20 protein-coding genes and 5 pseudogenes are annotated in these 26,577 nt (G+C 40.3%); 7 read left to right on the top strand and 18 right to left on the bottom strand.

All coding sequences use genetic code 11. The annotated features are described in order from the left end of the window. Positions 1–627: 627 nt before the first annotated feature. From rplT to JCM10512_RS16960, 17 genes and pseudogenes are all read right to left on the bottom strand, one after another. Complete coding sequence (gene rplT / locus JCM10512_RS17040) at positions 628–978, bottom strand: 50S ribosomal protein L20 (RefSeq protein ID WP_044164865.1); 351 nt, start codon at positions 976–978, stop codon at positions 628–630. A gap of 98 nt (positions 979–1,076) precedes the next feature. Next, complete coding sequence (rpmI, locus tag JCM10512_RS17035; RefSeq protein ID WP_044164864.1) at positions 1,077–1,274, bottom strand: 50S ribosomal protein L35; 198 nt, start codon at positions 1,272–1,274, stop codon at positions 1,077–1,079. 70 nt (positions 1,275–1,344) lie between these two features. After that, positions 1,345–1,947, bottom strand: coding sequence for a translation initiation factor IF-3 (infC, locus tag JCM10512_RS17030; RefSeq protein WP_044164863.1), 603 nt, complete (start codon positions 1,945–1,947; stop codon positions 1,345–1,347). Positions 1,948–2,017: 70 nt separating this feature from the next. Further along, a pseudogene (gene thrS / locus JCM10512_RS17025) lies at positions 2,018–3,957 on the bottom strand (threonine--tRNA ligase). An 83-nt stretch (positions 3,958–4,040) separates the two neighbouring features. Continuing rightward, positions 4,041–6,077, bottom strand: a complete 2,037-nt coding sequence (locus JCM10512_RS17020; RefSeq protein WP_044164874.1) for a tetratricopeptide repeat protein — start codon at positions 6,075–6,077, stop codon at positions 4,041–4,043. Between the two features lie 75 nt (positions 6,078–6,152). After that, positions 6,153–6,707, bottom strand: a complete 555-nt coding sequence (gene def / locus JCM10512_RS17015) for a peptide deformylase (RefSeq protein ID WP_044164862.1) — start codon at positions 6,705–6,707, stop codon at positions 6,153–6,155. A 44-nt stretch (positions 6,708–6,751) separates the two neighbouring features. After that, entirely contained in the window at positions 6,752–7,168 is a 417-nt protein-coding gene (gene ruvX, locus JCM10512_RS17010; RefSeq protein WP_044164861.1) for a Holliday junction resolvase RuvX, read from the bottom strand. 82 nt (positions 7,169–7,250) lie between these two features. Next, entirely contained in the window at positions 7,251–8,387 is a 1,137-nt protein-coding gene (locus JCM10512_RS17005) for an OmpA family protein (RefSeq protein WP_044164860.1), read from the bottom strand. Between the two features lie 353 nt (positions 8,388–8,740). Beyond that, positions 8,741–9,705: pseudogene (locus tag JCM10512_RS17000) on the bottom strand (PCMD domain-containing protein). 18 nt (positions 9,706–9,723) lie between these two features. After that, positions 9,724–10,830: a cholesterol-responsive sulfotransferase gene (locus JCM10512_RS16995; RefSeq protein WP_044164859.1), complete on the bottom strand. Its 1,107-nt coding sequence runs from the start codon at positions 10,828–10,830 to the stop codon at positions 9,724–9,726. A 30-nt stretch (positions 10,831–10,860) separates the two neighbouring features. Continuing rightward, positions 10,861–12,321: a sulfate adenylyltransferase subunit CysN gene (gene cysN / locus JCM10512_RS16990; protein WP_044164873.1), complete on the bottom strand. Its 1,461-nt coding sequence runs from the start codon at positions 12,319–12,321 to the stop codon at positions 10,861–10,863. Positions 12,322–12,334: 13 nt separating this feature from the next. Then, positions 12,335–13,242 (bottom strand): annotated as a pseudogene (gene cysD / locus JCM10512_RS16985) (sulfate adenylyltransferase subunit CysD). A 144-nt stretch (positions 13,243–13,386) separates the two neighbouring features. Then, on the bottom strand, positions 13,387–14,004 hold the full coding sequence (gene cysC / locus JCM10512_RS16980) for an adenylyl-sulfate kinase (protein WP_044164858.1): 618 nt from the start codon (positions 14,002–14,004) through the stop codon (positions 13,387–13,389). A 20-nt stretch (positions 14,005–14,024) separates the two neighbouring features. Next, complete coding sequence (locus JCM10512_RS16975; RefSeq protein WP_044164857.1) at positions 14,025–15,578, bottom strand: SLC13 family permease; 1,554 nt, start codon at positions 15,576–15,578, stop codon at positions 14,025–14,027. 7 nt (positions 15,579–15,585) lie between these two features. Next, entirely contained in the window at positions 15,586–16,413 is an 828-nt protein-coding gene (cysQ, locus tag JCM10512_RS16970; RefSeq protein WP_044164856.1) for a 3'(2'),5'-bisphosphate nucleotidase CysQ, read from the bottom strand. A gap of 704 nt (positions 16,414–17,117) precedes the next feature. Continuing rightward, complete coding sequence (locus JCM10512_RS16965; protein ID WP_044164855.1) at positions 17,118–17,612, bottom strand: SPOR domain-containing protein; 495 nt, start codon at positions 17,610–17,612, stop codon at positions 17,118–17,120. Between the two features lie 118 nt (positions 17,613–17,730). Beyond that, positions 17,731–18,500: pseudogene (locus tag JCM10512_RS16960) on the bottom strand (SDR family NAD(P)-dependent oxidoreductase). A 188-nt stretch (positions 18,501–18,688) separates the two neighbouring features. Here JCM10512_RS16960 and JCM10512_RS16955 point away from each other — a divergent pair. From JCM10512_RS16955 to JCM10512_RS16935, 5 genes are all read left to right on the top strand, one after another. After that, positions 18,689–19,939, top strand: a complete 1,251-nt coding sequence (locus JCM10512_RS16955) for a DEAD/DEAH box helicase (protein WP_044164854.1) — start codon at positions 18,689–18,691, stop codon at positions 19,937–19,939. An 80-nt stretch (positions 19,940–20,019) separates the two neighbouring features. Further along, on the top strand, positions 20,020–20,229 hold the full coding sequence (locus JCM10512_RS16950; protein ID WP_044164853.1) for a YtxH domain-containing protein: 210 nt from the start codon (positions 20,020–20,022) through the stop codon (positions 20,227–20,229). A 96-nt stretch (positions 20,230–20,325) separates the two neighbouring features. After that, positions 20,326–20,688 carry a phage holin family protein gene (locus JCM10512_RS16945; protein WP_044164852.1) on the top strand — a complete coding sequence of 121 codons (363 nt, stop codon included), beginning with the start codon at positions 20,326–20,328 and terminating at the stop codon, positions 20,686–20,688. 3 nt (positions 20,689–20,691) lie between these two features. Continuing rightward, positions 20,692–20,946: a hypothetical protein gene (locus JCM10512_RS16940; protein ID WP_044164851.1), complete on the top strand. Its 255-nt coding sequence runs from the start codon at positions 20,692–20,694 to the stop codon at positions 20,944–20,946. Between the two features lie 121 nt (positions 20,947–21,067). After that, positions 21,068–21,631, top strand: a complete 564-nt coding sequence (locus tag JCM10512_RS16935; RefSeq protein WP_044164872.1) for a YdeI/OmpD-associated family protein — start codon at positions 21,068–21,070, stop codon at positions 21,629–21,631. 191 nt (positions 21,632–21,822) lie between these two features. Here the strand turns inward: JCM10512_RS16935 and JCM10512_RS16930 are convergent, their stop codons facing one another. Further along, complete coding sequence (locus JCM10512_RS16930; RefSeq protein WP_044164850.1) at positions 21,823–22,794, bottom strand: type I phosphomannose isomerase catalytic subunit; 972 nt, start codon at positions 22,792–22,794, stop codon at positions 21,823–21,825. 438 nt (positions 22,795–23,232) lie between these two features. Here JCM10512_RS16930 and JCM10512_RS16925 point away from each other — a divergent pair, with 438 nt between their 5' ends. Both JCM10512_RS16925 and JCM10512_RS16920 read left to right on the top strand, forming a co-directional pair. Beyond that, on the top strand, positions 23,233–23,847 hold the full coding sequence (locus JCM10512_RS16925) for a flavodoxin family protein (protein ID WP_044164849.1): 615 nt from the start codon (positions 23,233–23,235) through the stop codon (positions 23,845–23,847). A gap of 1,572 nt (positions 23,848–25,419) precedes the next feature. Then, positions 25,420–26,515: pseudogene (locus tag JCM10512_RS16920) on the top strand (aldose epimerase family protein). Positions 26,516–26,577 lie beyond the last annotated feature (62 nt).

Below are 26,577 nucleotides of genomic sequence, written 5' to 3'. Positions count from 1 at the left end.
GAAACTAATTTTCTAAGTGGCGGAACAGATGTTCCTGACTGGTAGTTGTGTAAAGAACCCAATGAGTTGACTTTATATAGCCTTCTGCCTATTACCAATTGACTCACATTTTTCTTACCCCTATCTTTGATTGACTCTAGCCCTTCTTATATCTAAGACAACCCAACTCTTGCCTCCCCGATTCAGCTCAGTAACAGGTCACAAAGCATATCGCGAAAACAACTTATGTAAACACAAGAAAACTGCGTTAAATTAATGAATGAAGCTACTTGCTGTTTATAGTTTCTCCATATTGTTGCAGTTCATCAAAAGAAGACGCAAAATAATCGCCTGATATATTGAATGATACGCGAAAAAGTGACAAGTACATAATAGTGATATCTCATTGTGTAAAGTGCTTATATCAGACCCCACTGATGAAATCAGGAACGCAGAACGGTCGCACAGTATGTAAAAGGAGCCGAAATTGAAGTAATATTCAGGAAAAAATGAGAGCTCATCGGCTTCCATTCCCTTGCACGTGAAAGCGATCCCAATTTACGGCTGTTCTCAATGACGGCAAAAGTACACATAAAAAAATGCCAGATACTAAATTAGTACCTGGCACCTTTGAAATAATAATATTTATCACGCAGCCTTTGCTTTCTCTACGATAGCTTTGAAAGCTTCTGGATGATTCATCGCTAAGTCAGCTAAGACTTTACGATTAATCTCAATACCGGCTTTGTGGAGTGCTCCCATCAATCTTGAATAAGACATACCCTCCAAACGTGCAGCAGCGTTGATACGTTGTATCCACAGAGCACGAAAGTTTCTTTTCTTATTTCTACGGTCACGGAACGCGTAAGTCAAACCCTTTTCCCAAGTGTTCTTCGCTACGGTCCATACATTTTTTCTTGCACCAAAGTATCCTCTGGTCAGTTTCAAAATTTTCTTTCTTCTTGCTTTTGAAGCAACATGATTTACTGATCTTGGCATAGTTTTACTGTTTTTGAATGTTAGCGCCGTTACTTCACGCAACGAACTTCAAGCTAATGCATTCGGTTAATACTTTAATAATACTGGTACGCTTTGAGTTACTTCATTGCTAAGAGTTCCTTAACCTGGTTTACGTCTGTTGCGGCAACAGTTGTAGTACTACACAGGTTTCTTTTTCTCTTTTTAGACTTCTTAGTCAAAATGTGACTGTGAAAAGCGTGCTTTCTTTTGATTTTACCTGTTCCGGTAAGGGTAAACCTTTTTTTAGAACCGGAGTTAGTTTTCATCTTTGGCATCTTAGTTATTTTTAAATTATTAAATTATATGGTAACGCACTATACCCGCGCGTTACGCATTTCTTCTTACTTATTCTTCGTCTTGCTGCGGTTCTTCTACTTTAGGAGCAGAAGTCGCTGGTTTTGACGTTACCGCCTTTTTAGGCAATTCTTTTTTCTTTGGAGAAAGTTGAATAGTCATACGTTTACCTTCCAGTATTGGCATTTGATCAACCTTTGCAAAGTCTTCCAAATCATTGGCGAAACGCAATAATAAAACTTCTCCTTGTTCTTTGAAAAGGATAGACCGTCCCTTAAAAAACACATAAGCCTTCACTTTATCTCCATCTTCAAGGAATCCTTTGGCATGCTTCAATTTAAAATTATAGTCATGATCATCGGTCTGAGGACCAAAACGGATTTCCTTTACGTTTACTTTGACCTGTTTGGCCTTTTGTTCTTTCTGTCGCTTCTTTTGCTGATAAAGAAATTTAGAGTGATCAATAATACGACAAACAGGCGGTTGTGCGTTAGGAGAAATCTCCACGAGGTCCAATTCTTTTTCTTCAGCCAATTTTAAAGCCTGAAAAATAGGATATACTTTAGATTCCATGTCATCGCCCACTATGCGGACTTCTTTGGCGCGAATCTGTTCATTGATCCGATACTGCCCTTTTAAGCTGTCATTCTTCATTAAAAAACGTTTACTTCCAGTTTGTTCTTTTATCGTTTACTAATTATTTTATCACTAATAAGGCGCAAAGTTACCATTTATTTATCATACTTTGAACTTCTTCATTCACTTTTTTAGCAAATTCTTCAAATTTCATGGTTCCCTGATCACCTTCTCCTTGTTTTCTAACAGAAACTTCACCATTTTCTGCTTCCTTCTCGCCGACTATCAGCATATATGGAATACGTTTCATTTCGTTATCGCGAATTTTTCGCCCAATTTTTTCATTACGATCATCCACTGTTGCCCGAATGTCATGCACCTTTAGATACATTTTCACTTGCTCAGCATATTCATTAAACTTCTCACTAATCGGGAGAATAACGACCTGATCGGGAGTTAACCAAAGTGGGAATTTTCCGGCTGTATGTTCAATAAGTACGGCAACAAAGCGTTCCATCGATCCAAACGGAGCACGATGAATCATTACCGGGCGGTGCTTCTGATTGTCAGACCCCATGTATTCCAGTTCAAAACGCTCGGGCAAATTATAATCTACCTGAATCGTTCCTAACTGCCAACGACGTCCAATAGCATCTTTCACCATAAAGTCGAGCTTAGGGCCATAGAACGCGGCTTCGCCATATTCAACCTTAGCTGACAGACCTTTTTCCTGGCAAGCTTCAATAATCGATTGTTCGGCCTTATCCCAGTTCTCATCGTTACCAATATACTTTTCGCGATTTACTTTATCACGCAAAGATATTTGGGCTTCAACGTTTTCAAAGTTCATTGACTTAAATACAATTGAAATGATATCCATAACGCGTAAGAACTCATCTTTCACTTGATCCGGACGACAGAAAATGTGTGCATCATCTTGCGTAAAACTACGTACACGAGTTAATCCGTGCAACTCCCCGCTTTGCTCGTAACGACAAACAGTACCGAACTCTGCAATACGCAAAGGAAGGTCCTTGTACGAACGAGGAGAGTTTTTATATATCTCGCAGTGGTGCGGACAGTTCATTGGTTTAAGGAAGTACTCTTCACCTTCTTCCGGCGTATGAATAGGTTGGAAGGAGTCTTTACCATACTTCGCATAATGGCCGGAAGTTATGTAAAGCAACTTATTGCCGATTGGCGGTGTTATTACTTCCTGATAATCATAACGAGTCTGGATGCGACGCAAAAACTCTTGCAAGCGCAAACGAAGTGCAGTTCCTTTCGGCAACCACATCGGAAGTCCCTTACCTACTGTCTCGGAGAACATAAAGAGTTGCATTTCCTTACCGATCTTGCGATGATCACGTTTTTTGGCTTCTTCCATCAAAACCAGATACTCATCAAGCATCTTCTTTTTAGGGAAAGTAATTCCATAAATACGAGTCAACATCTTACGATCTTCATGTCCACGCCAATATGCACCGGCCACAGAGGTCAATTTAATAGCTTTAATCGGCGCAGTAGTCATCAAGTGAGGGCCACGGCAAAGATCTGTAAATTCACCTTGTGTGTATGTAGTAATATGTCCGTCTTCCAACTCCGATATCAATTCACACTTATAGGTTTCTCCGCGCTCGCCAAACACTTTCAAAGCGTCATTCTTCGCTATATCCTGACGAACCACCGCTTCTTTCTTAGCGACCAGTTCAGCCATTTTAGCTTCAATAGTAGCAGATCGCCATCCTTAATTACCGCTTCTCCCGGATCTACATCATAATAAAATCCGTTTTCAATAGCAGGACCGATTCCAAACTGAATACCTGGATAAAGTTCCTGCAAAGCTTCAGCCAAAAGATGTGCACTAGTATGCCAAAAAGCATGCTTACCTTCTTCATCGTCCCATTTGTAGAGTTTAATCTCTGCATCTTGGTTTATAGGCCGCCCTAAGTCATAAGTCTCTCCATTTACACCACATGCCAGCACGTCCTGTGCTAAACGAGAACTTATGCTTTCTGCAATTTGCAATCCGTTCACTCCTTCGCTATATTCACGGATGGAGCCATCGGGGAATGTTATCTTTATCATAATATGATGATGTTATATTTTCACAATTTCTACGCAAAAGTAACGAATACTTTTGAGTTTTCTATTTTTTATTAAAAAAAATGTTATTCAGGCTGCTCTGTAAAACGCTTGATTACGTTATAAGCAGAGACGATTCCAAGTTCACCAGCTTTGCTCAAATCGGACACACCTTGCTTATTATTTCCCAGAAATATATGTGTTAGCCCACGATTGTAGTAAGCATCAGCAAAGTCAGGACGCAATTTAATTGCTTTATCATAATCGGATATTGCCCCCCGGAAGTCTTTCAACATCGCAGAGATATTGCCTCGATTATAATAAGCATAGACAAAATCAGGTGCCAAACTGATAACTTGATCGAGATCTTTTTTCACAACCTCATAATCAACCGCACTCAGATTTTTCCGACTATCATCTTTACTATCGGCTCCTGGGATATCAGATTCAGTAGTTTGCTCCGCTTTTTGATATTCCAACTGTTTGCAACGAATAAGCGAGCGCATGAAATAAGCTGGGAAGAATTTATCATCGAGCAAGATAGCCTGCGTTAAATCAGCTACCGCACTTGAGAAGTCCTGTACCAGATAAAAGTCAATAGCGCGGGCAAAGCGTTTTTCGGCACTATTCTCATCAGCAACAATAGCCGATGTGTGCGAATCAATTAGGGAGAAATGCACTTTAGCTAGTTCCTCGGTAAGTGATGTTTCCATATTAGTAATCCGCAAACGCTTGGGTAATGTACCGGATAAGTTCATATTTTCAATATATTTATGGAAATTCACCATCCGTTTCACTTCACTAGGCTTCTCATAATAAGTCAATGCAAACATCGGTTCGAGTTTGACACTCACATTGCGGTCTTGTACTCGGCCACGGTAATCACTCGTATACTTCTGGTTAGCTTCGGAGTCATCGGCAATCACAATCTTTCGGTAATTATCCATGTTTTTATCCGACTTCTTACGAGTCTTGCCTTCCACATCCTCTTCACCTTCCTTCTTATTCTGAGCTACATCTTTATTTGTTACGCCATTCTGCTTATCAAGCTGAGCTTTCAGGATTTTGAAATCATCCTGTTCAGCCCCTTTCCGATCGCCTAACTTTTTACGAGCTTGGCCACGTTGATAATATCCGGCCAAGAAGTTAGGATATTGTTCAATCACAGTTGTATAGTCCTTAATCGCTCCGCGGTAATCACCCGTCTGAGCACGCAACAAGCCGCGATTAAAGACTGCCATCATATTATCAGGTTCCATCTGAATAACAAAATCAAAATCCTCAATAGCTCGATTATCATCTCCTACCCTCGCACGCAACAATCCGCGGTTATAGTGTCCGATGAAGTTATTCGGATCTATATCCAGAGCTAAATCATAGTCGCTCATCGCACCACGCAAATTGTTCTGGTGGAAACGTGATAATGCACGATTAATATAATTCCCCGCATTTTTCGCGCTCAAATGTATAGCATGATTAAAGTCAGCTTCGGCATCAGCATATTGGCTTTGCTGAAGTTTCACAACTGCTCTTGCCGACCAAGCGTCCGGATCATATTTATCTAATTCAAGTGCCTTATTAAAGTCACTCAATGCAGCAATTGTGTCCTTTTGTTGCAGATTGACTTCGCCCCGCATTAGAAATGCACGCGTATACCGAGGTGAGATCCGAAGTAAATTAGCTAAGTCTTCTTTCGCCTCATCATAATCTTTCTTCTGGATATGACAAAGGGTGAGATTATGCCACAAAGTCATATTCTCAGGATCATAATGCAACGCTTTTCTATAATCCTCAATTGCACCGTCGAACTTACTCTGACGTATGCGAGCCAAGCCACGAATCTGATAAGCTCCCACCACAAAAGGATTGCGTTTGATAGCTTCATCACAATCAGCTTCCGCACTTGGATAGTCATCCAAATTCACTTTAGCTAATGCTCTAAAGAAATAAGGCTCGTACAAATAAGGTTTAGCATTAATAACTTGATTAAAATATTGAATAGAGAGCACGTAGTCTTCAAAATAAAGAGCATTCCGAGCAATAGTCATCACACGTTCTGTATTTATTTGAGCACACACTAAAGTAGGAAACAGTAATAAGACTGTTAGTATTCTTTTAATCATGATCATTTTTGCTTGTAAACGAAGCAAAAATAATGCTTTTCGTTTACTAAACAGGGATATAAACGTTTTTTATCTTTATTTCACCTGTTTCATTTTATACGAGCTACGCGCCTTCCCGCTGAGCATCGCGTTTAACTTTCCCTTTATCATCTGTTTACGAAGCGGAGATATATGATCAATGAACATTTTTCCTTCCAAATGATCGAATTCATGCTGCATAACACGTGCTAAATATCCTTCCACAACCTCATCGTATTCAACGAAGTTTTCATCCTGGTATTTCACGTGTATCTTATCTCCACGCTTCACACCTTCGTGAATGCCAGGCAAACTAAGACAGCCTTCGTCCATCGTAACCTCTTCGCCACTAACTTCAAGTATGTGCGGATTGATATAGACCTTATTGAAATCTTTAAATTCAGGGAATTCATCAGATAAAGGATCGAGAGTTATAGTGACTACACGAATGGGTAATCCTATTTGAGGTGCAGCCAATCCTACTCCGTCAGCATTAACCATCGTTTCAAACATATTATTGATAAGTTCCTTCAGGTTCGGATATTCCGGTGTTATATCTTCAGCTACCTTCCTCAACACCTGTTGTCCGTATACATAAATTGGTAAAATCATATTTATTATTTCTCTATATTTTATATTTGTTTTCTCTGTTACTACTATAAACGGTTTGACTCAAGATATGTTTGTAAAATAATCGTTGCACTGATTTCATCTACTAATGCTTTATTCTGACGATCCTTCTTCTTCAAGCCGGCTTCAAGCATCGTACGATGCGCTAAAACGGAAGTAAATCGCTCGTCAACATATTCAACTGGCATATCTGGGAATCGTTTTTTCAACGAACGCACAAAAGGTTCTATATACTTCATGTTCTCTGACATTTCATTATTCATCTGTTTAGGAAGCCCAACGATGATTTTCTCTACGGGTTCCTTAGCCAAATATTCTCCAATAAAAGTCAAGAGGTCACGGGTAGGCACTGTCGTCAACCCATTTGCGATGAGCTGCATGGGGTCACTGACAGCTATTCCAGTGCGCTTACGGCCATAATCTATAGCAACGATTCTACTCATAGGGTACAAAAGTACAAAAAAAAGACGCTTCCTTTCATCGGGAAGCGTCTTTTTTGTAACTTTATCAGTTTCTTATACCGAATTATTCTTCTACGATAGCTACTCGGCTCAGACTTGCGTCATTGTAGAACATATTGCTCACACCGCCTTTGTAGTCTACTTTCAACTGAGAAGCAGATACACCGAACTCTTTAACCAATACGTCACGTACTGCTTCTGCTCTCTTCTTGCTCAATTTCAAGTTATATGCGGCTGATCCTGTACCTTTATCTGCATATCCGCAAACAGTGTAAGTTTTGTCACTTGCTTTGATAGCTTTTGCTACAGACTCGATATTAAGATATTCTCTCTTGCTAACGGAGCTCTTACCAATGTTGAACACAACAACTAAGCGAGGAGCTACTCCTACTACTTCTTTCTGAACTACTACTTCCGGTTTCTTGTTACGTGCATCAACTAAGTCACGTTTCAATGCGTCATTTTCATTCTTTAAAGAATTCATGCGGTCTCTCATTGCATCCAATTGGCTTTCCGGAACCATTGGTACAGTAGAGATACCCTTCCAACCACGTTTCTTGAATTTGTAAGTAAGACCTACAGTAGCACCAGCCATACCTTCTTTGCTTTTACCGCCAAATGCATCTTTCATCAATACACCACGCAATTCCACATTCAAATCCAATGCTGAAGATATACGGAAACGGTTGATCAAACCGGCATTAACACCCAGCTCATCAAAATGAGGATCAGACCATGAGTGTAGCAATCCTGCTCCTACATAAGGAATCAAAGAATATACACGATCTTCCTTATATCCGCAGAACATATTTGAAAGGTTGAATAATACATCACCATGAAAGTTAGCTAAATTCCATTTTTGCTTATGGTAACCGTTAGAATATGTACCACCTTTTACAAACACATCGTTTGCATTTGGTGTTGCACCTTTAGCTTGCAAGCCATTGTAAGCTACACGCAATCCTATTGATGGTGTAAACCATTTACCCACCGCTACATCTACTGCAGGAGCAATACGTTTTCCAAAATCGGCTTTACTATCATTGTCACCAAAATACACTTGCCCACCAACACCGCCGCTTATGAACCAATTAGCCCCAAAGCGGTTTGTCTCTACGGTATAAGTTTTGCCTTCTTTTTCCTGAGCAGACAGACATACAGATCCTGCTGCCAATAAAATAAACAATAATCCCTTTTTCATCTCATTTTATTTTAGTAAATAATATAATTCACCCTTATTTTATACTGATTTCAATATTCTTTCCGAGAACTCTATCTCGTACTAAGAGACGTTTTCGTCTTTCCCCTTTTACAATAAATTCTGCGCAAATATAGACATTTTATACAATACGAACAAAAAAAAAAGTAAAAAAATATAAGTATTATCGTCTTCTCTGACGACAAAACAATCACATGAAAGTCTGAATTAAATTCATAATTCTCAATAAATGAGAATTATGTAAAAGAAAAAACAGAAAGATCGTAAGGTGAGTTCTTTTTTTTGACTAAAGCCAATTAAAGTCTACAAAAGTCCTCCCAACGCCCTACTGTATTTCAATAGACTAGCTTTACATTATCAATCCACAAAGAATTGCCCGGAGAGCCAATATACGCGCCACCATGGCTAGAAGTGAATTGCAGGAAAAGATGCGTTGGTTCTTCACCCGCATCGCCCCAGGCCACTTCACGAATAGGTACACTTTCTCCTTTACTGTTAACTGTATAATTCTCGGTCACCTGCAAGCGCATCATGTGAGCCTTATACTCAGTCCGTTTAGAAATATCACCATACATGATTTCATGAGTCGTATTATTCTTCCAATCAGCCGTATGGTAAAAGTAGTTCACCATTGTGCCTATACGTTTGGCATATACATTCCCCTCCGCATCTTCCCAGCGCTTCTGCAATAACAGCACGACACACGGATAGTCTTTTCCTGATACCTCGGTAATCTTTCCAAAGCCTGTAGCACGAATACGATTTTCGCGTTCGGACATTTTTACTTTGTAGTCGAATTGTAGGGCCACAGGATGCCTAGTAAACGGTATCCCCGATTGCAGTATTTTCTGTGGGTTCTTAGTTCCTTTGATCGGTTCATGAACAGAACCGGTAAAAACAGACCCTGCCGCCAACACAGTGATATTTACTACTCCAAGCACTTTAACACTCTCCATTCGAGTATCCAAACGAGCACAATAACCATCCCCCTTTTCTCTGGGAAAACGGATGTGTTAGTTTTAGTGACTCCGGCCACTTTTGCCATTACATTGGAAGTAGCCCATGGTGAGCCTCCCATGTTCTTATATTCTTTATCACCTTTAATGACAGCTGTAGGACCGATGGCATATACATTTTTCGTATTTCCTCCGATTATGCCCGATTCTTTTATCTGGCGATCAACCCATTGATCCATATCTCCGAATGGCAACAATTCAACTTTATGCTGCGCCATTAAGACAGCAGAAGAAGAAAAGGTCATAATACCTGCAACAAATAGCAGGTTAGTTCTTTTTCTCATTATTAAACTCCTTTCCTTTTATAATTTATAATCCCATTGTTTCAAGGCAAAATCCCAATTTTCCTCAACCAACCGGATAGTACGGTCATCGTAGGTATATTTGTTTTTTTTGTAGCCCTTCTTTCCACCTACATACTTTCCGATAACTCCATGAGCTTCAGCAAATCCGGGAATAGACAATGACCGGTAGATTTCTTCAGTCATCGCCATCGCATCCGCCTCAAAGTCTTCAAATTTAACTTCAATCAAATTACACTCGGGAATAAACTTCTTATCAGCCTCATATTTATGATAAAGCTTGGCATATATAGATAGTATATTCTCTTCCAAGCGTTCGTTAGTGATATCTTGCAGTTTCAACGGTTGTATAGTATTGGTAAAGAAACTACGAGTAGACTCAAAGACCGTATAAGGGTTACGCATGAGGTAGATAAATTTCGCATTAGGAAACATCTTAACCAATTCTTTCACCCTTCCCGTATGAGGAGGGTTTTTACTTAAAAACTGGCTTCCCCCTGTATTCCACAAAGATATTTTGATTAACTTAGTAAAGACCTCTTCAAACACTTTCAATTCAGCTTCCGTAATATCGTTGAACAATAAATACTTATCGGCGTACTCTTGCTGATATTGAGGTAGGAACCAAAAGTTATAATACGTATAAGGCATCATGTTCGCCAAGGCAAACTCCTCTTCCTGTGGAAGATCAACAGCCAACTCCATATTATCAGTTGGCCTCTTATCGGGCATTAACCAACTCATATTCTTTTTAAAGAAAGGTTGTCCCCACATCATCAGATGAGGAAAAACCGTTTGATAAGTTGTGTTGTAACCAAAGTGGCTATCACAAGAGAGAACATTGTGGACAAAAGTCGTCCCACTGCGCCAATGCCCAAGTATGAAGACCGGATCATGCTCCAGAGTTTGTCCGGCAAGCTGTTTGGCATACCGTTTATTTTGTAATGCAGCCAACGGAGAAAGCAGGCGACAGACAGCCTTAGTCAGCCGGTATTTACCTTTATAAGCCTCGTCGATTTCCCTTCCCGAAGTTACGGCTTTAAACGTCTTCCAGTCAGCACCAACCAATGTATTGATTGGCAATTTATTAAATTCAAGTAATCCCACTTTATTTACCTATATCTCTGGTTTAACATTCTATTTAATCAATTTCACCGCAATACCCTGACGTTCGAGCTCACGTATCGCTTTCTCTACCGCTTCATGATGTTCGGGAGCAATATCCATTCGGTGCAAATCAAGCACAGGAATATCAGCAACATGATTGACATCTTTTGCTTCCACCCGGTCGATAATCATCCCTACAGCAGAAGTATTATTTGTGATCGGGTCAATCAAAATAAACGCTCCGCAAGCCTTGTTCTTTTGATAAGAATCGAAGAACAACTCTTTGGCAGTGGTGAGCACTACACACGCAATCTGATTTAGTTGGAGCGGCAAAGTTTCCGGTGTCAGCATTTCATTCTCCAACGAAAGATGCTCCATCGTGTTCACATCCACCTTATATTTTATAGAATCAATACGGGTGCGGCTTAGATTGGTGGTATGTTTGATAAAGAATGACTTATTAATATCCATCGATTCTTCATCCATCCAAACCATCATTGCTTCAAAGTTACGGTCCACGCAAGGCCGGTTTTCAGGATGAACCAACATTTCACCACGTGACACATCAATTTCATCTTCAAGTGTCAAGGTTACACACTGCGGTGGGAAAGCATATTCTAACTCGCCATCATAGGTAACAATACTCTTCACTTTCGAGGTTTTACCTGAAGGCAATGCCATAACGGTATCTCCCCGACGTATAACGCCCGAAGCAACTTTACCGCTAAATCCACGGAAGTCGAGGTTCGGACGAAGTACATACTGTACCGGAAAACGGAAATCAGCGAAATCATGGTCATTATCAATCTGCACAGTTTCCAGGAAGTCGAGTAACGAAGTTCCCTTATACCAAGGAGTCCGCGCCGATTTATCCACAACATTGTCGCCATCGAGTGCAGACAAAGGGATACATTGGATATCAGGAATCCCTAAAGGAGCAGCAAATGTTTTATATTCAGCTACTATTTCATTGAAACGTGCTTCAGAAAAGTCTACTAAGTCCATTTTATTAACAGCCAATACCACGTGTTTAATCCCTAGCAGAGATACAAGAAAAGTATGGCGCCGGGTTTGCGTAATAACTCCCGTACGAGCGTCAACCAGTATAATAGCAAGGTCGGCAGTAGAACCACCGGTAATCATATTACGGGTATATTGCTCATGTCCCGGAGTATCGGCGATAATAAACTTACGGCTATTAGTCGAAAAGTAGCGATAAGCGACATCAATTGTAATACCTTGCTCTCGTTCGGCTTTCAGCCCGTCAAGTAATAAAGCATAATCTATATTTTCACCTGCATTTCCCATTCGTTTACTATCACGTTCCAATGCATCGAGTTGATCTTCATATAGCTTCTTGCTATCGAACAATAAACGTCCGATCAACGTTGATTTTCCATCGTCCACCGAACCGGCAGTTAGTAACCTCAGGAGGTCTTTCTGTTCATCTTTATCCAGAAAAGCCTTTATATCTAATCTATTTTCTGTCATCACTTTGGCTGAATTAAAAATATCCTTCACGTTTTTTCTGTTCCATACTCGCATCTTGATCGAAGTCAATCACGCGTGTTGTACGTTCACTCTTTGTGGTAGTCATCATTTCCTCCACGATTTTCTCTATCGTATCTGCTTCACTCTCCACAGCTCCGGTAAGCGGCCAACATCCCAATGTACGGAATCGGACCATCCGCATCCGGACCTGGTCACGATACTTCTCCGGCAGACGTTCATCATCAGCCATAATTAAGTTACCATCATTTCAACAATCGGACGTTCCTTGGCATAATAGAGTGGTACAATCGGAATGTTTTCGAGACGAATATATTGCCAAATATCAAGTTCAGTCCAATTGCTCAAAGGGAATACACGAATGCTCTCACCTTTGTGTACGCGGGCATTGTAGATATCCCAGAGTTCAGGACGCTGATTCTTTGGATCCCACTGGTGAAATTTATCACGGAAAGAGAATATACGCTCTTTTGCACGTGATTTCTCCTCATCGCGACGAGCTCCACCAAAGGCCGCATCAAATTTATACTTATCCAGTGCTTGTAATAAAGCCTGAGTCTTCATTAAATCTGTGTGTACTTTACTACCATTCGCAAACGGACCAACTCCGGCTTCAAAAGCTTCCATATTACTTTCCACAATCAAATTCCATCCGTATTTTGTTGCGTACTCATCACGAAACTCTATCATTTCCTTAAATTTCCACTTCGAGTCAATATGCATCAACGGAAAGGGAACCTTACCGGGATAAAAAGCTTTTTCAGCAAGCCGTACCATAACCGATGAGTCCTTCCCAATGCTATATAGCATCACCGGGTTCTCAAACTCCGCAGCCACTTCGCGGATGATATGAATAGACTCAGCTTCGAGTTCTCTCAAGTGGCTCAATGTATAATCTTCCATTACTTTAATAATGTATTTAATTATGCAGCATCATTCATTACATGAACATTGCTGCATTTCATTTTTATTCTATTAAAAAAACAGACCAAAGTTACCGATCTTATTTCTAATCACCAAACCAGATCACTCTTCCAATGAGGGGTGTCATTTCCTCTCAACATCTAAACACACCCGTGGCAATACTAGTTCCAGCAGTCTATTAACAGATTCTTCTAAAGAAAGTTCCGACGTATCCAATGATAATGCCGGATTGCATGGGGTTTCAAAAGGGGCAGATATACCGGTGAAATTTTGGATTTCTCCTCTTCGAGCCTTCGCGTAAAGACCTTTTACATCGCGTTTTTCACATTCAGCCAATGGTGTGCTAACAAATATTTCCAGAAAGTCGTCTTTCCCGATAATCTCAGCCGCCATTTCGCGAATATCGTTGTTAGGACTTATAAAAGCCGCGATTGTGATAATACCACTATCGAGGAACAGCTTAGATACCTCAGCTATACGCCGGATATTCTCCACCCGATCGGTTTCGGTAAATCCCAGATTATTATTAATTCCGCTTCGAATGTTATCGCCATCCAGAATGCGACAGAGTAAACCACGCTTATGAAGTTCGCGTTCTAAAGCAATGGCAATGGTACTCTTACCCGAACCACTCAATCCGGTAAACCAGATCATTACACTATGCTGCCCTAATAGTTCTTCTTTATCTCGCCTATCCAGCATGCGGTCGAATATGGGGTAAATATGTTTTTTCTCTTCCATGATTGACAATTTAATTGCATTTAAAAGTCCCAGATAAGTGGGATTAAGATGACTGACACTAAGAAAGTGATGATATTCAGGGGCAATCCCACACGAACGAAGTCCATAAACTTATGATTTCCAATCCCCTGTACAATCAGATTAGTTTGGTAACCAATCGGAGTAGAGAAACTTGCTGAAGCAGCTACACAAACTGCAACGAAGAAAGGAACTGGACTTACTCCCATTTGTCCGGCAATCGACAACGAAAGCGGGAAAGCTAAAGCAGCAGCAGCATTATTAGTTAGTAGTTCTGTAAAGAGGTTCGTGATTAGAAACAACATAGCAAGCAATACATGAGGACCATAGTCATCACTCAATCCGATGATAAACCGTGCTGCAACATCTGCCATTCCCGAATTCATCATCGCCTTGCTAATAGCAAAAGCACAGGCAATGGTGATCAACACGTCCCATGAAATGTATTTGGTATATTTCCGTGCCGGGAAGATGTTAGTCCACGCCATAATAACCGTTGTAACCGCTACGAAAAAGAACATATCCAACTTTACATTCGGAAACATTTCTCGAAAGATAGGAAGTTCACCCACCGTTGCACCGGTAATCATCAGCAGCAATAAGATCAAAGCAAACCAACGTTTTTTCTTACCTAATGAAGGGCGGTCATTTCCATTAGCCAACAGCATGAAGACGGAAGACTCCCCCCAAGTCGGGATAAAACTATCGTCTGCCATAAGTACCAATGTATCACCTTCGCGCATGACTATCTGATCCAGATTCGTCACGTAATGCTGACCACTGCGCGTTTTTATTTCTTTCACCACAGCTCCATAATGGCGCTTGAAGTTAAACTCACTCAAATTCTTATTAATCCCCGGAAAGCGAGGGCCAAGCACTGCCTCTACACGATGAAGTTTAGCGTCTTCTCCAGCATCGCTATCCGCATCTACGGCATCCGGACGAGAGTCCGGCAACAATCTCTTAGAAAATATAAGTAGGTAAATAATACCTGATATGGCCACAAATATACCAATCTTACCCAACTCAAACATTGAGAAGCCTTCGTAGCCGGCATCCAAAATCATTCCATGCACCACCAAATTGGTAGAAGTTCCGATCAATGTACAAACTCCTCCGAGCATGGTAACATAAGAGATTGGAATCAGAAATTTCGTTGGCGGCAATTGAACGGACTTCGCCCAATTCTTTATGATAGGAGCAAAAATAACCACAACTGGTGTATTGTTCAGGAATGCAGAAACAAAAGCGATGGATGGCAAAATGCGTAACTGCGCTTTAAACACAGTCGTTTTCCCCTTGGGGAGCATTTTCCGAATCAACTGTTCCAACGTTCCTGATTGGCGAATCCCCTCACTAACCAAAAATAATAAAGCCACAGTAATCATTCCCTTATTACTAAACCCTTCTAAAACTTCTTTGGGAGTCAAAATACCGGCACATAAGAATAAGATAACCACAGTAAACAAAACCATTCCCGGACGCATCTTATCGGCAACCAGAGCCACAAACATTCCGAATAAGACGATTAATACAAAAGCAATTTCAAATGTCATATGCGCATCAGATTAGTGTAATTCCTTTCTTCTCAACGATAAACCAAGGGTTTAACAAATTCTCTTTGTTATAACGAAGCGGTCGTTTTTCACTCGTCTGATATATTTCCATTCCAGCAGCACGTGCTATGGCATGTCCTGCAGCAGTATCCCACTCCATAGTTGGGGCAAAACGAGGGTACACATCAGCTTTACCTTCCGCTACCAAACAGATTTTAATAGAGCTTCCGCTGGAAACAAGCTGTACACCACCATGTTTCTGCCTAAGAAGTTCAATATACTCCTCTGTTTCCGGTGAAAGATGCGAACGCGAAGCAACTACAACCGGAAAAGCATGTTTTTCTTTCCGAGGTAGCCGACTCGCTTTTTCAATCCAGCTTTCTATTGTTGCACCCTCCTCCGGACGAGTTATTCCAGCCAATTTATATGCTCCCACACTATCGGATGCAAAATAAAGGTCCTGCTTTACCGGCAGATAAATGACTCCCGCTATCGGCACACCATCACGAACCAAGGCAATATTAACAGTAAATTCCCCATTACGTTTGATAAATTCTTTAGTACCGTCAAGTGGGTCAACAATCCACAAGGTATTCCATTCACGACGAATACTGTAATCGAGATGCTTTCCTTCTTCGCTAAGAACAGGGAATGGAGTTTCGTCGAGTATTGTTGCAATGACTTCATGTGCTTTACGGTCTGCGATAGTTAGCGGAGAATTATCTGCTTTTCTTTCAATTTCAAAGTCCGAAGTCGGATCGTTATAGATTGAAAGTATCTTCTCACCGGCTTTTAAAGCAGCACAAATGGCAGTAAACAAGTATTTTTGTTCCATCTTGATTTCTATATTTAATATCTTGCTTAGAATCAAGGCAAGGTAGTCAAGTTTATGTAAGAATTGGCAAATGTAAAAATTTTCCTTGCGACAAAAGTTCCTCCCAAGCTTTTTATAACTTCTTTTAGTAGAAAGATGAATAATTCTAAAAAAAAGAACAAAATAGAGTGATAAAAAATATTTAATAAACAATTTTATATTCTAACAAGTCTAATTCCCCCTGCCACACAGCTTATAAAGTAGAGATTAACACCTCATTTACAACATATACGACTACTAGTATACAGAAAACATTGTCCTATATAGTGTATTTTTTAGCCTTTTTTACAATGCAACAACGAATACCAGTTCAGAATAAAGGGAAGCATTCTCAAATCAACGCAAGACCTGCTTCACTCCTCAGTAAACAAGGCAGATGAGCAAATCTATGTAAAAAGTTTATCCTCGCCAACCTATTAAACGAATCACCGGGGTAATATGGAGGAACTATAAGCAAACAAAACTTCATTAATCAATTAATGAGGGGTCGCTCTACACGTAGGTTTTACGTTGATCCTATAGAACACCAAGTATACGAGGGAAAAGTAGAAGAGGGTGCGTCAATCTTTTGACACACCCTCTTCGAATGATTAACTCTTACGAGCAATCAGTTTACTATTTTATCTCTTAGTGACGACCTATATTTGTCGACTAAACCCCAAGGATCAATAAATACGATAAAGCAACCATGCACCCTGGAAATCAGAACGCGTCGGATATTTGGCTTTGAATGAATCACGAGCATCGGCAGCAGCTCCTCTATCTGAGTATGAGCTAACAATCACACGATACATTGCTTTATCTGCATTAAATGCAACAGCAGCACTATATCCTTGTCCGTCCAACCAGTCTTTCAAACCATCAGCATTAGCCTTCACGCCAAAACTACCTACTACAACACTATAGTCTTTCAATGCGTTGCCGGAAACAACTGTAACCTTTTCCTGACGTACACCGGCAGTAGAAGCCGTTGATTTGGATGTTTGAACCGGAGTAACAGCAATCGGAGTAACTTCTACCGGAGCTTCTACCTGAGGTTCTGCAAGTTCTTTCTGTTTAGCCTTCTCATAAGCTTTTTTATAAGCACTCTCGCTCGACTTACAAGATGCAAATGCTAGCACCATGCACGCTCCTAGTCCTAATACTAAAAGTTTTTTCATAATCTATACCTTGTTTAAATTAATAATTTCATTTTCTATTCTTATCTTAATCTCATTTCAGGGAACAAAATAATAGTTTTTTTATCAGCCCACAAAACAAAACCGATAAAAAAAATGCTTATTCCGCATTCTTCTTGTACGAAATAGTACCTGTAGCCTGATTTGTAGGCATTATAAGCACTTCGGCAATCTGAATATGGGGAGGAGCCGAAGCTGCAAACCAAACGGTTTCGGCAACATCTTCACCTGTTAGCGGACGAATCCCCTTGTAAAAATCATCGGCAACATCTTTATTCCCTCTATAACGAATTACAGAGAAATTTGTTTCCACCATACCGGGTTTCACATTAGTTACCCGCAAAGGCGTGTCTACCAAGTCAATCCGAAGTCCATCGGACAAAGCTTTCACAGCAGCTTTGGTCGCACAATAAACGCTTCCGCCCGGATAAGCGGCTTCGCCTGCAATGGAACCTATATTAATGATATGTCCGCGCCCGCGCTCCAACATACCGGGCACTACCAAACGAGTCATCGCAAGTAGCCCTTTGATATTAGTATCAATAACAATATCCCATTCATCTAGGTTTCCTTCAAACTCCTTATCTACCCCGATCACGAGTCCAGCATTATTAATCAAAACATCAATAGCCTGCCATTCTTCGGGCAAAGACTCCAAAGAAGCGTTTATCGACTGGCGGTTGCGCACATCAAAAGGAAGTAAAAACACCTCTATTTTATAGGATTCTTCAAGTTCACGTTTCAGTTCCTCCAGTTTAGGCAAGGAACGAGAATTAAGGATTAAATTCCACCTTCGGAGGCGAACTTGCGGGCACATCCCTCACCAATGCCACTACTAGCCCCGGTAATCAATGCAGTATTTTTTTTCATCTTATCTAACTTAAAAACAGTTTTTCTTCATTAATGTACAAAAGTACGACGAAGTGGCGGTTGTTTATCTCCTCTCCTTAGTTAAATTTGATTAAACCATTAAAAGAAAAGAGTTATTCGCGCCTAGCATCACGTATCTTTGTGTCGCATAATTTAAACGGAGCATGAGGCTCAATCAACTATTTTACATGACATTTGAAAAATTGAACTTAATCGAGCCACTTCTTAAGGCTCTTAAAGAAGAGGGATATACCTCTCCTACTCCCATTCAGGAACAATCAATTCCCATATTACTTCAAGGAAAAGACTTATTAGGATGTGCACAAACCGGAACAGGTAAGACTGCCGCATTCTCTCTTCCTATCCTTCAGAAGCTGTACAAAACCGATCACCGCAAAGGAATCAAAGCGTTAATATTGACCCCAACTCGCGAACTAGCTATCCAAATTGGAGAAAGCTTCGAAGCATACGGTAAATACACCGGACTGCGATATACCGTGATTTTTGGTGGTGTAGGGCAGAAACCGCAAACGGATGCATTAAGAGGTGGAATACAAATTCTAGTTGCTACACCGGGACGTCTAATCGACCTGATCAACCAAGGATTCGTTTCACTCAAAACGCTCGATTTCTTCGTACTTGACGAAGCCGACCGAATGCTTGACATGGGTTTCATACACGATATTAAACGCATTCTTAAGCTGCTACCGGCCAAACGTCAGACACTATTCTTCTCTGCTACCATGCCCCCCGAGATAGAAAAGTTAGCAAACTCTATGCTCACTCACCCGGAAAAAGTAGAGGTAGCTCCCGTTTCTTCTACTGCCGACATGATCTCTCAATCAGTGTATATGGTAGAGAAAAAAGAAAAGAAAGATCTGCTTATCCATTTACTTCAGGATCCTTCCATCGAATCAGTATTGGTTTTTACACGTACCAAATACGGAGCCGACAAACTGGCACGTACACTGACTAAAGCCGGCATCGGAGCTGAAGCAATTCACGGTAATAAAACGCAGAATGCCCGTCAACGAGCTCTGACCAATTTCAAGAGCCATACACTTCGTGCCTTGATTGCCACGGATATTGCAGCACGTGGTATTGATGTCGACCAATTATCACACGTTGTCAACTACGAACTTCCGAATGTTCCCGAAACTTATGTACACCGCATCGGACGTACAGGACGCGCCGGACATGAAGGAATCGCTATTTCTTTTTGCGAATCGGAGGAACTCCCTTATCTCAAAGATATTCAGAAACTGATTGGTAAAACAATCCCGGTGGTACGCGATCATCCGTTTATTACCACTGCAGGAGTTGTTGCACAAGAAGAAAAGACTACTGAATTGAAAGAAAAGGCAAAAGAAAAGAAGATTTACAGAGGTAGCCGGAGCAATGGCGATTACTGGAGAAGAAAGAAAAGCACTAAAAATTAGTGAAAAAAAGTGATTGCTGAGAACATCTTTCCGATTAAAAATGTTATATTTGTGATATTAACATTTAAAAACACATAGATATGAAAGGATTGAATGTTTTAGCAGCTTTTCTGGGTGGTGCCGCTGTAGGTGCAGCCCTTGGAATTTTGTTTGCTCCGGAAAAAGGAGAAGACACCCGTAATAAAATTGCAGAGATTCTTCGCAAAAAAGGAATCAAGCTAAACCGTAACGAGATGGAAACACTCGTTGATGAGATTGCAGCTGAAATTAAAAGCGAAGTAGCCGGTTGATGCAATGGTACTGATTACTACAATTTGAGAATTGTAGTATTTCAGAGCCTGATTTATTTATTACTAATGAAATGAGAATTAAAAAACAGAGCGATCATGTTTGCAGACGACAAGAGCATTGAAAACTTTCAGCAACTTTTCTTTGAATTCAAGAAGTATCTTGAGCTTCAAAAGGAGTATACTAAGTTAGAACTCACAGAGAAGCTAACCATACTTCTCTCTACATTAATCATGGTTTTAGTACTTGTCATCTTAGGCATGGTGGCTCTGTTTTACTTATTATTTGCCCTTGCCTATGTATTGGAGCCACTAGTTGGCGGGCTAACAGTGAGTTTTCTCCTCATTGCGGGAGTCAACATACTACTCATCGCATTGGTTGCTATTTTCCGCAAACAGCTTATCATCTCGCCGATGGTCAATTTCCTTGCCCGCTTATTCCTCAACGATTCAAAAAAGTAAATTATGAACAATACGCCTACGCCGAAAATTACATTAGAAGACATTGCCCGGCAAAAAGCTGAGGTTTTGAATCAGATCAACGAACAAAAGATAGCAATGACGTCTACGGCACGTGCCATATTTGCTCCGCTTGTTCCGGCAGCAACCAAAGCCGATTCATTGATGCGTTCATTCAATACCGGCATGGCTGTATTTGACGGAGTTGTATTAGGCATAAAGATGATGCGCAAGATACGCCGTTGTTTCCGTAACTTTTAGATAACAACTCCCTTTTAATAAAACATCTTACACTGAATGTATTTCGGAAGAGTCAGGTAACCCAACTGACAGTCACTGGAATATACAATCTTATGTGAGGCTTTTTGAATCCAATAAATTGATAACAGATAAGGCACTTCATATAACAACAAGAACTGAATGGAGAGATTGGCTTCAACACAATTTCAATATTGAGAAAGAAGTTTGGCTGGTTTATGCTAAAAAGTCGACTGGCGAAGAACGTATTCAATACAATGATGCAGTTGAAGAAGCCTTATGTTTCGGTTGGATAGACAGCGTAAATAAAACTCTCGACAAAGACCACTCAATTCAGCGATTTACTCCCCGAAAAGCCAAGAGCAGCTATTCACAACCCAATAAAGAACGGCTGAAATGGTTAGTCCAAAACAATCTAATTCATCATTCATTTCTTGAAACAGTTCAAGAAATCATCTCAAAAGAGTATATTTTCCCATTGGACATTTTAGATGAGATAGGAAAGGACAAAACAGCTTGGGATAACTATCTGAAATTTTCAGAGCCATACAAACGAATACGAGTTGCATACATCGATAGTGCGAGAAAACGGCCCGAAGAATTCACCAAACGATTGACTAACTTTATACAAAAGACACGGGATAACAAACTTATTCCAGGCTTTGGCGGTATTGAGAAATATTATTAAGAATATCTACTTCTACACAACAAGAAACAACAAACCACGAACAGAGAACCTAATATTCAATAGATCGTTGAAGACGAAAAAGAATAAAAAGTAATAGACAAAAAACGATTCACCCCATTATGCTAAAAAAATAAGGCCGTCCCAACTTTTCAGTGTGAAACGACCCTATACTATAAAAACTTAGTTGTCGATTATACGTAAGTTTCGAGTAACTTCACTCCACCATCTTCAGGGGTGATAGTCACATTTTCGGTAGTAGCCGGAAGAAGAATAGACTCACCTGCTTTTACATCCAACTCATTCCCCTCATTATCCTTCAGTTTACATGAACCTTCCATGCAGATAAATATAACGAATGAATCAAGTTCGGAGTAATCACAATTAATCTCTTCGGTCATATCATAAAGCGAAGTCGTAAAGTACGGACATGCAACCAACTCTACCGGCTCATTCTGCTCAGCATCGTATTTAGTGCGATAATCATCAAGCACCTCGTAGTTAATAGCTTCGCGCGCCAATTCAGTATGAAGCTCACGCCCTTTACCATTAGCATCCTTACGATTGAAGTCGTAAATTCGATAAGTAATATCCGACGTTTGCTGAATCTCCGCAATAAAAGCACCTGCTCCTATGCTATGCACACGTCCTGCCGGCAAAAAGAAAACATCCCCCGGATGAATTTCGTATTCTTGCAATACCTCGGTGATGGTATTATTCAACACACGCTCTTTGTATTCTTTCGGGTTGATTTGTTCAGAGAAGCCAGAACATAGCTTGGCACCTTTGTCGGCCCCTATTACATACCACATCTCGGTTTTACCCATAGAATTGTGCCGTTTTTTTGCCAACTCATCATTGGGATGTACCTGGATAGATAAATCTTGCTGGGCGTCAATAAACTTAATAAGTAAAGGAAACTTATTACCAAACCGGGCATAATTCTCCTCGCCCACCAGTTCTTCGCGATAGCGCTTAACCATATCAGCCAGCGTAAGTCCGCGATCAGGTCCATTGGCTACAACAGACTCATTGTTTTCTACACCGGAGATCTCCCAGCTTTCTCCGACCCCTTCCAATTCTGAGTGTAAGTGTTTGAACGGGATAATCTTGTCGCCTCCCCAAAGCGTTTGCTTTAGAATAGGTTCGAATTTTAATGGATACATTTTCGTTTTTCTTGTTATAAACTTAGATTATTTTCTCACGGATTGTAATTATCCGGGGACAAACATACGAAAAAAAACAGAAAACAATATACGAAAAGTAAAAAGTTTCCGCATTTTTTAAATAAAGAAAATGAGTGTAACTTTCTGGTAGTTTATCCTCACCGACAAAATTGCTTTACGAGTTGAAACTGAGCATTCAACAACCGGAAAAACAAAGAGCGGAACTCAAAATAAATTAGTACGAGATAGGTAGAAAGGCAAATTACCAACCTTTATTTGCCTAGCTTCGGAACAATCTGCGGAAAAAGCCTATGCAGCTTTGCATATCCGGCAAATCAATTAACAAATAATAAGCCGCACACCAACACTTCTTTCAAGCGTTGTTTGTATGTTTGTGCATAATCTGTCAAACAGATAAAGATACATAAACAAGCGCATATGAAAGTTTTATTGATTAACGGAAGTCCCCGTAGAAAAGGGAATACAAATTTGGCACTCGAAGAAGTTGCCAAGGCGTTGGAAAGCAACGGTGTGGAAACGGAAATTATAGGAATTGGAGCCAAAGCTGTACAAGGTTGCATAGCTTGTAACAAATGTGCGGAGTTGGGACGCTGTACATTTCAGGACGATTTATACAATAAGGTAAGAGATCGTTTGGAGGAATCCGACGGAATCATTATCGGCTCACCGGTTTATTATGCCGGCCCCAACGGTTCGCTTTGCGCACTCCTAGATCGTTTGTTTTATTCTAGCTCGAAGCTATTAAGATACAAACCGGCTGCTGCTGTTGCTGTATGCCGCCGTGGAGGAGCTAGCGCAACCTTCGACCGACTAAACAAGTATTTCACCATAACTAATATGCCGGTGGTTTCTTCTCAATATTGGAATATAGTGCATGGCCTGTTGCCGGGTGAAGCCGCTGGTGACGCTGAGGGTTTGCAAACCATGCGTACATTGGGAAATAATATGGCTTGGCTACTTAAAAGCATAAAAGTAGGTGCTCAACCGATTCCTGAATCCGAACCCCGTGTAGCTACCAACTTTATCCGATAATTCTTCGGTGTAAAGGTATTCGTGGCATAACTATTTAGCCCATCTTATAATTTAATTGATTTCAAAGAGCGTGCTTTTTACACGCTCTTTGAAATATCCAGAAGTGTAAACTATTATCACACCACTAATCGATACTAAAAGACGTTGGCTTGATCTACCTCGCTCATTTTAAGTCGAGACAATTTCCACTATTTCAAAAAGGACCGATGTGGCCTCATACTTTCTGAGTACTACTTAAATTCCGACTCTTTACAAACTTTATAGTATCCGAGTAACCAATCTATGTCTATAATTTCATCATCGGGGCTTGATAGAAGCACTTTGCACAATGATACATCACTCTTATGTCATAGTCACTTTTTTGCATATCATTCAGTATATCAACACATTGCAATGCGCCTTCTTTTTTCAGATCACTTTGTTTTGAAAAGCGACAGCTAATGTAATGGAAAAAGATGCCTTTTACTAGTTGTTTACTACTATCTACCGAGGATATCTTGCAAAGTGCATAGCCTTCGGAAATCAGTATTATCTAATGAGTAGATCAGCCTGAGAAAAGTAGACGCAATATATCAAAATTATCAATCAGCTGTTTATGACAAAGAAATAGGATTATGACTAGATGTATTTTTACCTTTTGTTGCTCGCTTAAATTACCTATTTTACTGGTTGATTAGTTTATAGATGTAGGCTATTTTTCTCGTCTTTTGACTGATTTCAGTTAGGGGAAGTAATGAGCATTCTCTTATTAATGTGTAGATTAACAAAGAGTTATGTATAGTCCCCCATACTTTTGTAAGCGATCCCCTATTTTAGCAGTTTCAGCAGCATAATCAACTCCAAAAAACATTCTTCTCAATCCTGCGAAATTATCTAAATATAGTTACATACCACAAGCATTTAGAACAAAAAACAGAAATAACGATTTGCGAGTAGACACATTTAGCTGAGGAAAACACATTTTCAGCTTATACAAAATCAGCAAGCGTTAAAAAAGAAGCATTTCACAAATAATCAATAACTTAAATACCAATAGAACAAAATGGTCAAAAGTTAGAGGGATATATAAGCCTTTTGTCTATTTGTCCATCTTAAAATCGCCCTTAAATATCTAGATCTTTAAAAAAAAACGTTTGGACAATTCTTCCAAAAAATCGAGATATTTTCATACAAACGCTCCTAAGTTTTTCACCCATAAGCCCCATTCTTTTCATAATTCGCCTACATACCAAAATGATCCGATAGGAATAAGCTTCCGGAAGAGTATCCAATTCATAGCAAACACATCCCAATTAATCTCCCCATTTATGTGTGCAACATCCTGCATAGGAACATAAAAAGAGGCAATCCACTCAGACAATCATACTCAAAGCACCTGTATTCGAACAACCAGACTACAAACTAAATTTATTACCTTTTAATAACGTCTTTACGCTCACCTAAAAACAGATGTTAAAACATATGCAAAGCAATAAGAAAAATATGTAAAAAATGCCATAGATTTAAGGGGAATAATTTGGGAGTACCAAAGAATTTCCCTTTATTTGCAGGAAAATTTTAAATATACCAAACATGAATAACACATTCCCAGTAGAAGGAAATCTCTCAGGCTCAGCCGGAAAGATTTTCAAAAGGAGATAAACAATAAGAAAACCGATTTATTTATCCTTAAAAACGATATGGGAATGGAAGTAGCCGTGACTAATTACGGATGCGCCATTCTTTCGATTATGGTACCAGACAAAGCCGGAAAATACGCGAATGTCGTTTTAGGACATGACAGTATTGACCACGTCATCAATAGTCCGGAACCTTTCCTCAACACAACGATCGGACGCTATGGCAACCGGATTGCCAAAGGGAAATTCACCCTTTACGGTGAAGAACACGAATTGGCAGTCAACAATGGCCCCAACTCCCTCCATGGAGGCCCAACAGGTTTTCATGCTCGCATATGGGAGGCGACTCAACTTGACGAAAGCACCGTTCAATTCCACTACATATCAGAAGACGGCGAAGAAGGTTTCCCCGGAACACTGGAAGTAGACATGACCTATCACATAGAAGAAGAAGCGAATGCGCTAACCATCGAATACCGGGCTACAACCGATAAAGCAACCGTTATCAACCTGACAAACCACGCTTCTTCAATCTCGCCGGAATAGCCAACCCAACTCCTGTCATCGACAAACAGATTGTTACCATCAACGCTGATTTCTATACGCCTATCGACGAAGTTTCCATCCCTACCGGAGAAATAGCCAAAGTAGAAGGCACTCCAATGGACTTCCGCACTCCACATGCTCTAGGCGAACGCATTAACGACAAATTCCAACAACTTATTCATGGTGCAGGCTACGACCATTGCTATGTACTCAATAAACTAGAAGTAGGATCACTCGATCTGGCTGCTACGTGCAAAGATCCGGAGAGCGGACGTACCATGGAAGTATATACAACAGAAACAGGCGTTCAACTCTACACCGGCAACTGGCTGGGTGGATTTGAAGGAGCACACGGGGCTACTTTCCCCGCCAGAAGCGCATTTTGCTTCGAAGCACAATGTTTTCCCGACACACCAAATAAAGCACACTTCCCATCGGCTACCTTATTGCCGGGCGACGAATACCAACAGATTACCATTTACAAGTTCGGAGTGGAAGAATAAGTGTAAACTACATTGAAAAATATAACTAACCTAATTTTTATAAACTAACATTATTTTATAAC

Origin of the sequence: Bacteroides reticulotermitis JCM 10512, from assembly GCF_000517545.1 — a bacterium.
Classification (GTDB): domain Bacteria; phylum Bacteroidota; class Bacteroidia; order Bacteroidales; family Bacteroidaceae; genus Bacteroides; species Bacteroides reticulotermitis.
The sequence above is the reverse complement of the archived record's forward strand: the minus strand, read 5'-3'. Positions and strand labels throughout refer to the sequence as shown.

Excerpts from the sequence above, each read along its gene's own strand:
- rplT (WP_044164865.1), bottom strand. The coding sequence starts at position 978 with ATGCCAAGATCAGTAAATCATGTTGCTTCAAAAGCAAGAAGAAAGAAA.
- rpmI (WP_044164864.1), bottom strand. The coding sequence starts at position 1,274 with ATGCCAAAGATGAAAACTAACTCCGGTTCTAAAAAAAGGTTTACCCTT.
- infC (WP_044164863.1), bottom strand. The coding sequence starts at position 1,947 with ATGAAGAATGACAGCTTAAAAGGGCAGTATCGGATCAATGAACAGATT.
- JCM10512_RS17020 (WP_044164874.1), bottom strand. The coding sequence starts at position 6,077 with ATGATTAAAAGAATACTAACAGTCTTATTACTGTTTCCTACTTTAGTG.
- def (WP_044164862.1), bottom strand. The coding sequence starts at position 6,707 with ATGATTTTACCAATTTATGTATACGGACAACAGGTGTTGAGGAAGGTA.
- ruvX (WP_044164861.1), bottom strand. The coding sequence starts at position 7,168 with ATGAGTAGAATCGTTGCTATAGATTATGGCCGTAAGCGCACTGGAATA.
- JCM10512_RS17005 (WP_044164860.1), bottom strand. The coding sequence starts at position 8,387 with ATGAAAAAGGGATTATTGTTTATTTTATTGGCAGCAGGATCTGTATGT.
- cysN (WP_044164873.1), bottom strand. The coding sequence starts at position 12,321 with ATGACAGAAAATAGATTAGATATAAAGGCTTTTCTGGATAAAGATGAA.
- cysC (WP_044164858.1), bottom strand. The coding sequence starts at position 14,004 with ATGGAAGAGAAAAAACATATTTACCCCATATTCGACCGCATGCTGGAT.
- JCM10512_RS16975 (WP_044164857.1), bottom strand. The coding sequence starts at position 15,578 with ATGACATTTGAAATTGCTTTTGTATTAATCGTCTTATTCGGAATGTTT.
- cysQ (WP_044164856.1), bottom strand. The coding sequence starts at position 16,413 with ATGGAACAAAAATACTTGTTTACTGCCATTTGTGCTGCTTTAAAAGCC.
- JCM10512_RS16965 (WP_044164855.1), bottom strand. The coding sequence starts at position 17,612 with ATGAAAAAACTTTTAGTATTAGGACTAGGAGCGTGCATGGTGCTAGCA.
- JCM10512_RS16955 (WP_044164854.1), top strand. The coding sequence starts at position 18,689 with ATGACATTTGAAAAATTGAACTTAATCGAGCCACTTCTTAAGGCTCTT.
- JCM10512_RS16950 (WP_044164853.1), top strand. The coding sequence starts at position 20,020 with ATGAAAGGATTGAATGTTTTAGCAGCTTTTCTGGGTGGTGCCGCTGTA.
- JCM10512_RS16945 (WP_044164852.1), top strand. The coding sequence starts at position 20,326 with ATGTTTGCAGACGACAAGAGCATTGAAAACTTTCAGCAACTTTTCTTT.
- JCM10512_RS16940 (WP_044164851.1), top strand. The coding sequence starts at position 20,692 with ATGAACAATACGCCTACGCCGAAAATTACATTAGAAGACATTGCCCGG.
- JCM10512_RS16930 (WP_044164850.1), bottom strand. The coding sequence starts at position 22,794 with ATGTATCCATTAAAATTCGAACCTATTCTAAAGCAAACGCTTTGGGGA.
- JCM10512_RS16925 (WP_044164849.1), top strand. The coding sequence starts at position 23,233 with ATGAAAGTTTTATTGATTAACGGAAGTCCCCGTAGAAAAGGGAATACA.